The 14,809-nt window shown below is 61.6% G+C and carries 11 protein-coding genes; 2 read left to right on the top strand and 9 right to left on the bottom strand.

Annotated features, from left to right (window positions below; all coding sequences use genetic code 11):
- Positions 1-90: 90 nt before the first annotated feature.
- Positions 91-1,587 carry an aldehyde dehydrogenase family protein gene (locus FJ434_RS23030; RefSeq protein WP_140750712.1) on the bottom strand — a complete coding sequence of 499 codons (1,497 nt, stop codon included), beginning with the start codon at positions 1,585-1,587 and terminating at the stop codon, positions 91-93.
- 370 nt (positions 1,588-1,957) lie between these two features.
- Here FJ434_RS23030 and FJ434_RS23035 point away from each other — a divergent pair, with 370 nt between their 5' ends.
- Both FJ434_RS23035 and galE read left to right on the top strand, forming a co-directional pair.
- Complete coding sequence (locus tag FJ434_RS23035; RefSeq protein ID WP_140750714.1) at positions 1,958-2,932, top strand: UDP-glucuronic acid decarboxylase family protein; 975 nt, start codon at positions 1,958-1,960, stop codon at positions 2,930-2,932.
- Positions 2,929-3,900, top strand: a complete 972-nt coding sequence (gene galE, locus FJ434_RS23040) for a UDP-glucose 4-epimerase GalE (protein ID WP_140717469.1) — start codon at positions 2,929-2,931, stop codon at positions 3,898-3,900. The genes FJ434_RS23035 and galE overlap by 4 nt, the downstream gene beginning before the upstream one ends.
- Positions 3,901-3,963: 63 nt before the next feature.
- On the opposite strand, the gene FJ434_RS23045 is transcribed toward galE, so the two are convergent.
- The 8 genes from FJ434_RS23045 to ctaD all read right to left on the bottom strand — a co-directional run bounded on the left by FJ434_RS23045 (position 3,964) and on the right by ctaD (position 14,779).
- Positions 3,964-5,778: an ABC transporter ATP-binding protein gene (locus FJ434_RS23045; RefSeq protein WP_140750716.1), complete on the bottom strand. Its 1,815-nt coding sequence runs from the start codon at positions 5,776-5,778 to the stop codon at positions 3,964-3,966.
- Complete coding sequence (locus FJ434_RS23050; protein ID WP_140509298.1) at positions 5,775-6,764, bottom strand: glycosyltransferase family A protein; 990 nt, start codon at positions 6,762-6,764, stop codon at positions 5,775-5,777. The genes FJ434_RS23045 and FJ434_RS23050 overlap by 4 nt, the downstream gene beginning before the upstream one ends.
- Positions 6,761-9,766, bottom strand: a complete 3,006-nt coding sequence (locus FJ434_RS23055; protein ID WP_246678332.1) for a trifunctional glycosyltransferase/class I SAM-dependent methyltransferase/polysaccharide deacetylase — start codon at positions 9,764-9,766, stop codon at positions 6,761-6,763. The genes FJ434_RS23050 and FJ434_RS23055 overlap by 4 nt, the downstream gene beginning before the upstream one ends.
- 21 nt (positions 9,767-9,787) lie before the next feature.
- On the bottom strand, positions 9,788-10,870 hold the full coding sequence (locus FJ434_RS23060) for a glycosyltransferase (RefSeq protein ID WP_246678333.1): 1,083 nt from the start codon (positions 10,868-10,870) through the stop codon (positions 9,788-9,790).
- Positions 10,871-10,962: 92 nt separating this feature from the next.
- A complete protein-coding gene (locus tag FJ434_RS23065; RefSeq protein ID WP_246678334.1) occupies positions 10,963-12,066 on the bottom strand; it encodes a glycosyltransferase family A protein in 1,104 nt (367 codons plus the stop codon).
- 183 nt (positions 12,067-12,249) lie between these two features.
- Positions 12,250-12,504, bottom strand: coding sequence for a cytochrome C oxidase subunit IV family protein (locus FJ434_RS23070; protein WP_051442783.1), 255 nt, complete (start codon positions 12,502-12,504; stop codon positions 12,250-12,252).
- Positions 12,501-13,139 carry a cytochrome c oxidase subunit 3 gene (locus FJ434_RS23075; protein WP_140750720.1) on the bottom strand — a complete coding sequence of 213 codons (639 nt, stop codon included), beginning with the start codon at positions 13,137-13,139 and terminating at the stop codon, positions 12,501-12,503. Before FJ434_RS23075 ends, FJ434_RS23070 begins: the two co-directional genes overlap by 4 nt.
- On the bottom strand, positions 13,139-14,779 hold the full coding sequence (ctaD, locus tag FJ434_RS23080) for a cytochrome c oxidase subunit I (protein ID WP_140750722.1): 1,641 nt from the start codon (positions 14,777-14,779) through the stop codon (positions 13,139-13,141). Before ctaD ends, FJ434_RS23075 begins: the two co-directional genes overlap by 1 nt.
- Positions 14,780-14,809: the final 30 nt, after the last annotated feature.

Raw genomic sequence — 14,809 nt, forward strand, 5'->3', positions numbered from 1 at the left:
CAGATGACGAGAAGTTCCTGGACCAGGGCGTTGCCAGCCGATTTGCGGCCGCACGCAATGCCGCCCGGCCTCACCTGAATGTCGGGACACCTAGTCGGTCTGGATCCAGACCGACTTCGTCTCCAGATACTCGTGCAGGTGCTCGATGCCGCCTTCGCGACCATGGCCGGACATCTTCATGCCACCGAACGGCACCGCCGGGTCGATGGCATGGTACATGTTGACCCAGACCGAGCCGGCCTTGATGCGGCGCGCCAGCTTGTGCGCGGTGCCGAGATGGCTGGTGAAGATGCCGGCGGCCAGACCATAGGGCGTTGCGTTGGCGCGGGTGACGGCCTCGTCGAGCGTATCGAACGGCATCGCCGAAATGACCGGCCCAAAAATCTCTTCGCGCGCGATGGTCATGGTGTCCGACACCGCGCCGAACACGGTCGGCGCGATGAAGTTGCCGCCATCATAGAGTTCGCCTGTCAGCCGCGCGCCGCCGGCGACCAGTTCGGCGCCTTCGTCGCTGCCGGCCTTGATGTAGCCTTCCACCTTGCCGGCTTGCCTCGCATTGATGAGGGGCCCGATTTCGGTTTCCGCCTGGATGCCGTGGCCGACGCGCAGCCTGCCGGCGAACTCGGCCAGCCGGCGCACGAATTCGTCATGGATTTCGCGCGCCACGAACAGGCGCGAGCCGGCAATGCAGATCTGGCCCGAATGCACGAACACCGCCATCGCCGCGATCGGAACCGCCTTGTCGATATCGGCGTCGCGGCAGACGATGATCGGTGACTTGCCGCCCAGCTCCAGCGAAACGCGCTTGAGATTGGTCACCCCAGCCCGCGCGATCGCTTGGCCTGTCAGCGTCGAGCCGGTGAAGACGATCTTGTTGACGTCGGGGTGTTCGGCGAGCCGCGCACCCGCTTCGGCGCCGGTTCCGGTGACGATGTTGACGACGCCGTCGGGTACGCCCGCTTCCTGCATCAGCCGGGCGATCAGCAGCGGCGTCAGCGATGCATCCTCCGAAGGCTTCAGCACGACAGTGCAGCCCGTGGCGAGCGCCGGCGCGATCTTCCAGATCGAGGCCGCGGTCGGCGCATTCCAGGGAATGATCGCGCCGACGACGCCGACCGGCTCGCGCCTTGTGAAGGTGACGATCTCGCCGGGAATGGAATTGTCGATCGCCTCGCCATGCAGCGCGGTCGCCATGCCGCCATAGAAGCGCAGCATGCCGATGACGCGGCGCCGGTTGGCCAGCGTGCGCGTGATCGGCAGCCCCATGTCGAGCGTGTCGGAGACGCTGAGTTCCTCCCAATGTACCTCGAACAGGTCGGCGATCCTGAGCAGCACGCATTGCCGCTCGTAGGGCGAGAACTTGGACCAGGGACCTTCGAACGCCGCGCGCGCCGCCGCCACCGCCGCATCGACATCGGCAGCTCCGCCACGCGGCACCGTCGCCAGCACTTCGCCGGTCGCCGGGTTCAGCGCCTGCATCTCCTCGCCGGACTGCGCCGCGACCCACATGCCGCCGATGAACATCGGCCTGAATTCGCCATGATAGAGCGCCGTGGCCGTCGTCCTCGGGTCGAAATTCAGCGTCATCTCTTCCTCCTCCCGAATTCCGTGGCGACTAATACTCCCGGCGCGGGCGACCTCAAACAGGAAAGCTGAAAAGGCGTTTTGGCGGCCACGACCGGGGGCACGCAGCGCATCCGCATCGGCCCGCGCGGGCGTCTTAAGTCAAGGCTGGCAGTGGACCCGCAGGGCGAAAAGCTGTCGGAAAATCAGCTGGTTAGCAGGCGTCTGGCCAACCCGTACCCTTCGTGTGATCCAAACAATGCCGAGACACCGCTGGGCGCGCACTTAGGCAACATGTCTTGTCGGTAATGTAAATTGAAAGCGGTAGGCTGGAAAGTCGCCCAACTGTCAGGCTAGTTCCTGAATTATCCTAAATCGGCCTGGAGACCCCAAAATGCAGGTGGCAAAACGAATCCTGGTAACCGGAGGCGCGGGTTTCCTGGGATCGTTCTTGTGCGAGCGACTGCTTGGCGAAGGTCACGAGGTTATATGTGTCGACAATTTCTTCACCGGAAGCCGAAGAAACGTCTCGCATTTGCTCGACAACAGGTCCTTCGAGATCATCCGCCACGATGTCACGTTTCCACTCTACGTAGAAGTTGACGAGATATACAACCTCGCCTGCCCTGCGAGCCCGGTTCACTACCAGTTCGATCCGGTCCAGACGACCAAGACCAGCGTCCACGGGGCGATCAACATGCTGGGCCTGGCCAAGCGCGTTCGCGCAAAAATTCTTCAGGCGTCCACGTCCGAAGTTTACGGCGACCCCGAAATTCATCCGCAGACCGAGGACTATTGGGGCCGGGTAAACCCGATAGGACCTCGTTCCTGTTACGACGAAGGCAAAAGGTGTGCCGAAACTCTGTTTTTCGACTATTGGCGACAGCATAAGCTGCGGATCAAAGTCGCGCGCATCTTCAACACGTACGGCCCGAGGATGCGTCCGGACGACGGCCGCGTCATTTCCAACTTCATCGTGCAAGCACTGCAGAACGAGCCGATAACAGTGTACGGCACGGGCCAGCAGACACGTTCATTTTGTTATGTCGACGATCTCATCGTAGGTCTGGTTCGCATGATGCAGACAGCTGACGATGTTACCGGTCCGATCAACCTTGGCAATCCGGTCGAATTTACGATGCTCGAACTCGCCAATCTTGTGATCGAGCTCACTGGAAGCCGGTCGACTGTCGAATTTATGCCGCTGCCGATCGACGATCCAAAACAGCGACAACCCGATATCGGGACAGCCTTGCACGAGTTGAATTGGAGGCCGGAAACCGCATTGCGAGATGGTCTTGCCAAGACCATCGCCTATTTCGAAGGCTTGGCTTCGTCTGGGCATTTGCGGCCCGCGGCCGCCGAATGAAGACAGTCCTGGTCACCGGCGGGGCCGGCTATATCGGATCACATTGTTGCAAGGCTTTCGCCGAAGCCGGTTGGTCCGTCATTGCATATGACAATCTCTCGCGCGGTTGGCGCGACGCGGTCAAATGGGGGCCGCTCGTCGAGGGCGATATTTGCGACGCCGCGGCCGTGTCGGCGGCGCTGCGACAATACAAGCCTGATGTGGTGGCGCATTTCGCCGCCTACGCCTATGTGGGCGAGTCCGTCGAGCGCCCGGAACTCTATTATCGAAACAACAGTTTCGGCTCGCTGGTTTTATTCGAGGAAATGCTGAAGGCCGGCGCCGACAAGCTGATCTTTTCCAGCACCTGCGCGTCCTATGGCGTACCGGTTCGCTCGCCGATTGACGAAATGCATCCGCAGTCGCCCATCAATCCCTATGGATGGTCGAAATTCATCATAGAACGGATGGTGGACAGCCTGTCATTCGCTCATGGTCTGAACGCGGTCATGCTCCGGTATTTCAACGCGGCCGGATGCGATCCCGACGGCGAGATCGGTGAACGGCATGAACCGGAAACACACGTCATACCGCTCGCTATCGAGGCGGCGGTCAGGCCGGGTCGGATCTTTACCGTCAACGGCACCGACTTCGATACCCGCGATGGAACCGCGGTGCGGGACTATGTCCATGTCACCGATCTCGCGCGTGCCCACGTCCTGGCAGGGGAGAAGCTTCTCCGCGACAAAGGTGTCGACGTCTACAATCTCGGAACCGGAACCGGAACGACGGTGAAGGAATTGGTCGATGCGGTGAACCGGGCTTCGGGATCGCGCGTTCCGGTGGTCTACGGTCCGCGCAGGGCTGGTGACCCGCCAGCGCTCGTGGCCGCGGCCGGCAAGGCGCACCGGGAACTCGGCTGGGTGCCCGAGCAATCTGGAATCGACAGGATCGTCGAGACGGCATTGGCTTGGTATCGCAGCCGATAGCTACGCCAGACGGCCGGGTGGCCCTACGCCACCATCCAGAAAAGCGGCGTCCTCAAGTAGGGATCACTTACCCTCGGCCTCGGAGGCACATACGATTTCGTGCTGGCGACGTTGATATTGAGGAACGACGAGAGAAGCGGGCCCTTGGCTGTTCACTCTGCCGTCCTCTATCCAAATGACGTTTGCGGCGTCACGCGCCGTTTCGATGCGGTGCGTGATCAGCAAAATGGTCCTGTTGCCAAGCTTTCTATCAATCGCACGCCGAACCTGGTCCTCGAGCGCGGTATCGAGTGCGTTCATAGCCTCGTCCAGGATCAGGAAGTCCGGATCGCGCAATACAGCTCGCGCGAGGCCGATGCGCTGTCGCTGGCCACCGGAAAATCGCAGTCCTTCCTGTCCGATCCAGGTGTCGTAACCGTCTGGAAGGTCCTCGACGAATGCCGCGACACCCGCACTGCGGGCAGCGGCAAGGATCTCTTCTTCGGTCGCATCGGCTTTGGCCATTCGGATGTTCTCCGTCACCGTGCCCTCGACCAGGTCGACGTCCTGCCCGGTCACCGCGATCTTGGAAAGCCAATCGTCCCGCCTGATATCCTGGAGCCGGGTACCGTCGATCTTGATCTCTCCGGAGGTCGGTTCGTATAGCCGCAGGAGGAGATTGACGATCGTGGTCTTGCCGGCGCCACTTGCCCCGATCAGGGCCGTGGTTACTCCGGCTGGAATCTCGAGCGACAGGTCCGTGAGCACCGGCGCGTTTGGATCATATCCGAAGGTGACGCGCTCGAAGACGATACTCGCGTCCAAATTCCTGAGCGCGATTGTTCCCTGCGATGGATATTCCTTGTCTTCGGACTGGATCATCTCCAGGACCGAGCGCAGTTGCGGCTGCATCTGCGCCAGAAACAGCAGGTTGCTTTCGAACTCCTGGGTATGCGGTTGCAATCGATACAGCAGCGCGACCGCGGCCAGCGTCACCTCGAAGCTGATGTGCCACCACCCCGAGACCAGAACGATGGAGCCCAACATTCCGAGGTAGCCGATCTCGGTGGTTGGCCCGATCCATGAGGACAGGCGGATCATGGACAACGAAGCGTTGCGCGCGGCCGCCGATGATTGCACGAAGCGGCGCTGATGAAGCGCCTCCTGTCCGTAGGCGCGGATGGTGCGCAACGCCTGGAGCGTCATGAGCATGTGCTCGCCGAGCAATTGGTGGATCTTCTTCACCTGATGGCCCAGGTCACGCGCGGGCCGCGAAAAGATGCGCAAGATCGCGGAGATCGCGATTGAGCCGAGGGCTGCGATCAGCAGGATCTTCCAGGAGATAGTGAGCAGGAAGACGGCGAACACGACGATCGAGCAGCTATTTATGATGAGCCGGGTGACCGCGCCATAAGCCTGCGCGACCAACCACGATTCCGTCCCGAGCACCTCCATGAGTTGCGATTGCTCGTGCTGCTGGATGGTTCCGAAAGCGACCCTGAGATATTGTTGGTGGACGAGGTTTCGCGACCGTTCGCTGATCCGTTCGCCAATGCTCGAGCTGATCAACGAATATACCAGCGCCAGCGCACCACGCGCGAGGATGAGCAGCAGGATCGCCAAGGCGAGCCGGGTAGGACTACCGAACCAGGCGACTGCCAGGCCCAGCGCTCGACCTTGAAGGCCACCTCCTGCCTCCGTGATCCGGTTGGACACCAGATAGAGGAACAGCAGGATCAGGGTGATGCCGAGCGTCTCGGCCAAGGACGACAGAAAACCAAGCGCGAGCAGCACGGGGGTCGCCCAGCGCGGCTTTCCAACGATGCGAAGCAGGTGTGAAAGATCGCGCAACGAAGCACGGACCGCACCGCGGCGTATGGCGTCCTTGGCGTCGCTCATTTCAGGTCCCCGATCGGGAAGCGCGTGGTCACCCGCGGGCGGATCGGCCCCCGACCGCGCGCCAGCCTCGTCGCGACACGCTTGGCCAGATGCGTACCGATCCACGGCAAATCGAAGGCGATTATCCGCATGGCGATCACCGGATGGTGGCGCAGCAACAGTGACAGGATCGGGAGCACATAGCGCGGTTGCCTCTGGCGCAACGTTCGCTCGAGGAGCCAGGCCGAATAGAAATGCAGGCCCTCACGCAGCGTCGGTGCCGCATCCGGGTGGCGGCCGAGCATCTCGTCCACCACGAGCATCCAGGATCGCAGCATGCGGGTCATGTCGCTCGACATATTTCCCGGCAAATAGCGATACCCGACCAGCGGCTCTTCGACGACTTCGAAGTGGTACCCTTCGGCGACGCGACAATAGAAGAGGATATCTTCACAACCCTGCGCACCGGCCTCTCGCAGTCCGCTCTCGAAACCGCCGGCGTCTATCAGTGCCTGTCGGCGTACCAGGGCGGCGCTGCCGTTACCAACGAAATTGCCGTGGAAGAGGCGTTCAAGCACATCGCCCCGCCAGTTTGGCCGATGCCGGTCATCGGTTACCGCACCCTGGGCATCGACCACCAAATACCAGCAGTAGACGAGCCCTACTTTCTCGTCTGTCCGATCGAGCACAGCCATCTGCCGCTCGATCTTAGTCGGCGCCCAGAGATCGTCGGCATCGACAAATGCGATCATATCAGATCGCGCCGCTTGCCATCCCCTGTTGCGGGCAGCGGCTACCCCGGCGTTTGCCTGCTCGATCAGCCGCACGCGCGGGTCGAGCTCCATGTGACGCCGGGCGATGGCAACAGTCTGGTCGCGCGACCCATCGTCGACGACAATAATCTCAAGCGCCTTGTAGGACTGCGAGCGAACGCTGCGGAGCGTCTCGTCGATCGTATCTTGCGCGTTATACGCGGGGATGATGACGCTGACCGGTTCGCCGTTCATTCAAGGACGGCCTCTAAAATGGCAACAAACTCATCGAGCGAACGATCGCCGCGAATCTCGATGCGGGGAAGGTCGATGGGATCGCTATTAAGGTCCGCCGGCCCATGTCCGCCGCCAAAGCCGATCCGATAGCCGCACTCCTTGGCCAGGCGGCCAAGCCGTCGGTCGGTGACCGAGAAAGGTGCCGCGAACGCCATCGTGGGCCGGCCGGTCCACCGTTCGATGAACATCCGTGAGCGTAACAGCTCACCGGCCAGGTCGGAGCTCGAAAGACCATCGATCGCGCGGTGCGTCGCCAGATGGCTTCCGAAGAATACACCTTCGGTGGCGAGGCGACGCACCGTCCCGGCGTCCATGAGCGGCGCCGGTGGACCAAAGTCGGCATCCCACCGCGCGCTTTCCCCCACAAGGTCCGTCACCAGGAAGACCTCCGCGGTCAAGTCGTTCGCTCGCAAGATCGGCCAGGTTTGGTCGGCAAAGTTCTGGAAACCATCATCGAAGGTGATGAGCACCGGGCGGCCAACGAAAGGATGGCGGTTGGCGACGAACCATTCCAGCTGATCGGAAATGATCGTGTGAAAGCCATTGGCGCGCAGCCATGCCATCTGGTCGGCGAACGCGGCGGGGGTCAACCGATAACGGGCGAGCGCGGCCGGACCTTCATCGCAGATGCTGTGATACATGAGAACAGGGACGCGTTGCCGCCGCTCGCTGCGCGCGACCTCGCGGCGCAGCGCCCGCGCCCCGCCCCAGACGATATTTCGCGCGACCTCTATTTCGATCGGCGCGCGGATCGGGACATGGTCGATCGTCGGTTCCGTTGCCACATCCTCAGGTAACACCCGGCGGAAGCGGTCGATGCGGTAGAGATCTGTCTGGATCGATCGCTCGAGGACGAGGCCTTCCGTCGCTGCCAGCGTCTGCGAGATGATTTGTGCGCCGAATTGGTGGTCCCAATCGAAGCCCGTCCGTTCCAAATTGTCACGAAGCACGAATGCGTTTGCGCTGACAAGACTGCCGCCAGGCGCCAACGCCGCCACGAGTTTTGAGGCGAGTTGCCGCAATTCGGCGGGATCGTCCAGGAAATAAAGCACCTCCGAGCAAATGATCAGGTCCATCCCACCCGGCAGGACAGCCGCGGCGAAATCCAGCACGGCGAACTCGACATTCAGTTGATCCGAGCAGCGCGCGCGCGCGCGTTCGACGGCTACGGCGGAAATGTCGGTTGCGGTCAAATGGCCCACCAGCGGCGCCAGTTGCCGCGTGAAGTGGCCCTCCGCGCAGGCCAGTTCAAGCGCCCGTCCTATGGGACCGGCCGGCAGAATTTCGAGCTGCCGCTCGTATTTTTCCTGCTCATAGGCCGAACCGTAGTTCCAGGGATCCTCAGTCGCGAAATGGCGATCCCAGAACGACGCGCGATCATCGTCGCGCCCACCCTCGGCCCGGACACGGCGCGGCGGCGCAAGAGGTTTTATCGCCTCGGCACTCGAACGCACCAGCCCTTCGGCTTCCGCTGCCAACCGCGCCAGTCTGTCGTAGTGGCTGCCCGGATCAGACCGGCGTCCCGCCGCCGACAGCAATGCGTCTGCTGCAAACTTATCCTGCTTGTCGGCTCCGGCGTTCTGTCGCGGATCTGGAAGGGGCGATCGGCCCGTCAGCCGCGCGGCTCCCTTCCGGAAGCGAAACGCCATGCGCTGGTAGCCGGACAGGCCGCGTATGACCTCCTGAGGAGTCACGAAATCGAGAATCAGTTCAATCCAATGACGCCTTGTCACTCTGCCGAGCGCACCGAACTGCACCAGAGCCTCGATCTTGCCGTCGATCATCAGGTAGGCGTAGATTTGATCGATCCCTTCCGGCAATTCGGTCGAGGTCGGATTTCGAGCATCGACGCGAATGCCGAGCGTTAGCGCCAGCGGGCGCGGCGCGGCAAGATCGTCGAAGTCGAGAAGCATTTGCTCAAGATGATATTGTACGCGGCGACCCGCCACGGGATCGCCCCAGACTTGGCCGAGGTCGATGATCAGACCGCTCAAGGGGCCGCCGAACCTGTCCCACCTGGAAGCCAATTGCTCCGGCACCGACAGGCTTCCCACCATCAGGCCGTCGAAAACGACCTTGGCGATCTCACGCACCCATTCATATCTGGCCGGGAGCGCACGCAAGATCTGCCGGTCGATCGAGCCGCCGCCGCCGCGGCCGCAATCAGCTGCCGCGATCCACAGCGCGAACCACGCCAGTGCTTGGGAAGCGGTGCGGCCGTCCGCCGAGATCGCCCCATTGGCATGCGCCGACGCTGGATGCTTGACCCTGGAGTCGGCGGAAAAGCCGCGGGCGATAACGATTTCCGCGTCTGCCAGCATCTGCCTCGAATTGCGGGTGAGCGAGTTGGGGCTTGCCCGATAAAAAGCGAGCGGCTCGTCGACCATCACCCAAGGTTTGCCTTGACGTGCGACGCGCTGCCACAAATCCCAGTCCTCGCAGGTGTGCAGCGACACATCAAAGCCGCCCAACTCGACGATTGTCGCCCGATCGATCAGCAGCGCGTGCGTGCGGATGGCACATCGGCGCGCGAAGGCCTCGAAGGGTTCAATCGCAACCTCGGTCGCGATGCTCGACGGGGTCAGTGCGCCATCGGGCATCACGCGCCGGGAACCGCAATAGCAAGCCACGGCATCAGGCGCGGCCTCCAGTGCGGCGAGCATCTTTGCGAGGAAGCCGGCATCCACCCAATCGTCCGCATCCAGGAACATCAGCCAGCGGCCACGCGCCATCGAAATCCCTTCATTGCGCGCCCCCGCGGCGCAATGGGCGCAAGAGTTCGCTGTCCGAAACCGGGCATCGCGCTCAACATAACCGGCGATGATTTGTGCGGTATTATCCGTCGAGCCGTCGTCGACAATGATCGCCTCCCAATCGGCGATACCCTGAGCGAGGAGGCAATCGAGCGCCTGTGTGAGCGTGACCTCGGCGTTCCGGGCAGGCACCACGACTGAAACCAAGGGATTATGCGCCACGCCGTCTTACCCGCGCCTGGTTCGGAGGTAGAACAGGATTCCCGAAGCATAGCCGGCGATTTCCTGCCAAAGGAAATGGTCCTCAGGGACCCTGCGTCCAAGCAGCCTCCTGCGAACCCTGCCAAGGTACCAAAGTGGCTTCCATTTGAGAACCTGCGTCAAATTCGCCTTGACGCCGGTCCGTTCGTGCTGGACGAGCAACGCCGCTGAGTGACCGCGCATGTAGGAGTAGATTTGCTTGGCCAAGCCTTCCATGGTCCGCCTGTGGAAATGGAACGCGACGGAGGTGGGCTGATAACGGCAGTCATATCCATTGGCGAGCAGCCGGTACCAATATTCGGAATCGCCCGAACATCCGGCCTGACCGACGTCGAGGCGCTCGTCGAACAACCCGGCATGGTCGAACACGTCGCGCCGGAACGCCATGCTGGCGCCGGCCCCGATTTTCCAGGCCGGGAACACCTCGTGCCTGCTGGCGGCAAAATCGGCCGCGCGGAAAATTCGGGGTGTATAGCCCTGCCCGAAACCCCAGAATGTCTCGAAATAGCGCTGCGCTTCGGTGGCAAGCTCGGCGGGCAATACGAGACCCGTCACCGCGCCGATCGAGGGACCGTCGAATGCCGTGACCAGCCGCTCAAGCCATTGCGGATGAAGCAGAACGTCATCATCGGTGTATGCAACGATCTCCGAGGATGCACGCAAGGCTCCCCGGTTGCGGGCTATATCCAGGCCAGGTCGATCCTCGCGCACATAGATAGCGCCGGCAGCGACCGCTACCTCGCGCGTTTCGCTGCCTCTCGATGCGTTGTCTACCACAATGATCTCTTCAGGCGGGAAGGTTTGCCGAGGAAGCGAGGCGAGGCAGCGCCGCAATTCGTTCGGCCTGTCGCGCGTGCAGATGACCACGCTGGCGCTCGGCAGGTCCAGAACCGGTGCGGTCAGGCTTGAGTCTCGAGCGGTCGCCATCGGGGCAATGCGGCACTCGCCGTCGCTCGCCCTGAGCAAATGCCCGACCGGCAGTCCGCCGCGCCACAAGACGATCATGCCGGCATCGCAGCCTTCGGGAGCATCTTGGATGTCCAAATCCACATGGCGGACACCCGCGCAGCCTTCCACGCCAAACATCTCGCGCAGTTCCGCTTTCAGTATATTCGCGTGCCCGTCTGGGGTGGATGACATCTTCACCAGCTAATTTCGCCGTAAACAGGCCGAAACTCGGCGTCTGTGCGTAATATCCGTTTCATGCCAACCTTGATCCAGCGAGGAACCAGCCTGGCCCGGCAATATGAGTTTACCATGTCGGGCAAACGCGAAATCGTCATGCGCGGGTCCAGGGTGACTGACGTCTTCAACAGGCTGCCGGCCGCGCGAAACCGCCCCTCAATCAAGGCTCTTGTGGCAAGCCACTGGATCATGTCGACCAGATGGGCATCAAGATCGCTTTCGAATTGCGGATATTTTCGACGAAACTCGGCAAGGACAATTTCACAGGAACGAAGCATCTGCATGACATCGCTCGACATGTTGAAATTCGTCATCCGGTAACCCACGAGGTACTGGGGCACGACGCGGAACTCGTAACTTTCCGCTATTCTCAGACACATCAGAAGGTCCTCGCAGCCTTGTGCGCTCCTGGCTCGCAGCGACGGATCGAATTGTCCGGCTCGCTCGAATGCGGAGCGGCGGACAAGCAGCGAACTTCCGTTACCGACAAAATTTTGTCTGCACATGCGCTGGAGAACGTGACCTTGGGCATCGGGCTGATTGCGCAGCGAGAATACCCGATCGTCCTCGTCGATATGCGCAAACCAGCAATAGGCCAGGCCTGCTGACGAGCCACCGTCCCTCAAGGTCCCCAACTGAAGTGCGATTTTGGATGGAGCCCAAAGATCATCCGCGTCGACAAACGCCAGAAACTCTGCGTCAGTAGAAGCTGCACCGCTGTTGCGAGCGTGCGCGACACCGCCATTTGACTGCCCTATGAGGCGTATGCGCCGATCCTTCTCGGCGCAGGAGGCCACGATCGATGCGGACCCGTCCGTCGATCCATCGTCGACCACGACGATGTCCAATGTCTGGTAGCTCTGCCGGCAAATGCTGGTCAGGGTAGAGCGAATGGTTCGCTCGGCATTGAACATCGGCACCACGACGCCAACTGTGGCTTTGTCCGAGATCATCGGGACTTCGTTTTCTCCGCAAGGGTTGATAAAAATTATGCGGGCATGGTCGTCGGTACCGCTCTCGTCAAAGATCGGGGCGAATTCGCGGCAAAACCGCCAGTCCATTAGCTTTTCCTTAACAATCCAGTCAACCGGAAGGCTCCGGTCGCCGAGTCCTGACCGGTAGCGAAGGCCGTTCTAAAAAGTCGCTAGGTGTTTATCTCGCCAAGGCAGGGCCTCAAAAGCGGCGCTCAAGCCAACTCAGCGCGCGAGGCGATGACCTATGTCCAAACGCGGCCAGGCTCGGCCTTATTGTCCGATCAACGTCAAGCCAAACAGAACGGCTAGCCACAGGCCTGTCGCCGCCACCGCCAGCCGGGGCAAGATGCCCTCGCTGGTCAGGTGCATGAACAGAGTGGCGATGATCGCGGCCTTGGCCGCGGCGATCGCCAGGTTGAGCGCGGAGTTCAATCCGCCGAGGTCGAGGAACGACGAGCCCACCGTCAAAGCCAGCAAGGCCAGCAGCCCGAGGTAAGCGACTATAAGTTTGCGGATGTGGCTCATCGGTTGATCAGATAGAGAACGGGAAACAGGAAGACCCAGACGATATCGACGAAATGCCAGTAAAGCCCGATTGCCTGGACACGGTGGATGCGGCTGGCCTCCGTGGTTCCTGGCCAAAGCAGCAGCATACCGGCGATCACGGCGATGCCACATATCAGGTGCAGCGCATGCAGCGATGTCATGGCGAAATAGAGCGCGAAGAAGAACTCGGCGTGGGTCGGATCGGGGCCTGTGAAACTAAACGGCGCGCCAAGAACCGGCGCCAGGCCCTCCTTGAATTCCCTGCCGTACTCGACGGCCTTGACGAGTAGAAAAAGAATTCCAAGCAGGCTCGTGCAGATCAATGCCCAGACAGCCGGGCGCCAACGCCGGCTGGCCGTGAACATGTGAGCAAGCACCATTGCAAAGCTGCTGGTCAAAAGAACGGCCGTGTTCAGCGTGCCGAGCGGCAGCGACAGGCGTTGTGAAGCAGCGGCAAAAGCCGTGCCGTAGCTGATCCTTGCGATCAGGAACACCAGCAGGATCGCGCCGAACAGCATCGCCTCGGACCCGATGAACACCCACATGCCGAACGTGTCGGCGGCCTTCTCGCGGGCCTTTGTATCGAAGGCGACACTTTCGGTGGATGAACGCATCAGGCTTCGTCCTTGTGCGGACTGAACGTCTCGTGCTGCAATCCCTTCATCGCATAGTCATAAGCGGGCCGGCTGACGCTCGGCATGGTGTCGAAATTATGCGGTGGCGGTGGTGAAGCCGTCTGCCATTCGAGTCCGGTCGCGCCCCACGGATTGGCGGGCGCTCGCGCACCTCGAAACATCGACCAGCCGAGATAGAACAACGGCATCAGGTAGCCAAACGCCAGCACCACCGCGCCCGCCGACGACAGGACATGCCAGAATTGAAATTCGGGCGGATAGGTATGATACCGCCGCGGCATGCCGATAAAACCGAGCACGAATTGCGGGAAGAAGGTCAGGTTGAAGCCGAGGAAGGTGACGGTCGCCGCGATCCGCCCCCACGTCTCGGAATACATGCGGCCGGTCAGTTTCGGCCACCAGAAATGCAGCCCGGCCATGTAGGCCGTCACCATGCCGCCAACCATGATGTAGTGGAAATGCGCCACGACGAAGTAGGTGTCGTGGACGTGGACATCGATGGCGAGCGCGGCGAGAAACAAACCCGCCAGCCCGCCGAAGGTGAACAGCGCCAGGAAGAACAGCGCGTAAAGCATCGGCGTCTCGAAGGTGATCTCGCCCTTGCGCAGCGTCAGGCTCCAGTTGAACACTTTTATAGCTGAGGGGATGGCGACGCAGAACGACAGGAAAGAGAACAGCACCCCGGCATAGGCCGATTGGCCGGAGACGAACATGTGGTGGCCCCAGACGAGGAAGCCGAACACCGCGATTGCCATTGAGGACAGGGCAACGGCCTTGTAGCCGAACAGCGGCCGGCGGCTGAAGCAGGGCAGCACCTCCGAGACCACGCCCATGCCTGGCAAAATCATGATGTAGACGGCCGGGTGCGAATAGAACCAGAACAGATGCTGGAACAGCAGCGGGTCGCCGCCGAGCGCTGGGTTGAAGATGCCGATGCCGAACACCCGTTCAAGCACGATCAGGATCAGCGAGGCGGCCAGCACGGGCGTTGCCAGCACCATCACCAGCGCGGTGGCGTACATCGTCCAGACGAAGATCGGCAGCCGGAACCAGGTCAGTCCCGGCGCGCGCAACGTGTGGATGGTGACGATGAAATTGACGCCGGTCATGATCGTCGAGAAACCGACGATAAAGACGCCAAGGGCCGCCATGGAGACGAAGCCGTTAGCGTAGAGCGTCGAGAGCGGCGTGTAGAACGTCCAGCCCGTGTCGACGCCGCCGGCGAGCACCGAGGCCAGGGCAAATGCACTGCCGAGGATGAACACATACCAGCTGGCGAGGTTGAGGCGCGGGAAGGCGAGATCGCGCGCGCCGATCATCAGTGGCAAAAGGAAATTGCCTAATGTCGCCGGAATCGACGGCACCAGGAAAAACCACACCATGATGATTCCGTGCAGGGAGAACAATCGGTTGTAGGTATCGTCGGAAACGAGGTCGCCGGCAGGCGTGGCAAGTTCCACGCGCATCAGCACGGCAAAGGCGCCGCCGAGGAAGAAGAAAGCCGTAAGCGACATCAAATAGAGCCAGGCGACGCGCTTGTGGTCGGTGGTCAACAGCCATGCGGCGGGACCGGCGCCCTCGCCAAGATAGCTCGAAGCCCTCAGCGCTTCGGTGCTCATTGGGTCGCCTCGTTCCTGGTTGCCGCCCGC

Origin of the sequence: Mesorhizobium sp. B2-5-13 (assembly GCF_006440535.1) — a bacterium.
In the GTDB taxonomy this organism is placed as follows: domain Bacteria; phylum Pseudomonadota; class Alphaproteobacteria; order Rhizobiales; family Rhizobiaceae; genus Mesorhizobium; species Mesorhizobium salmacidum.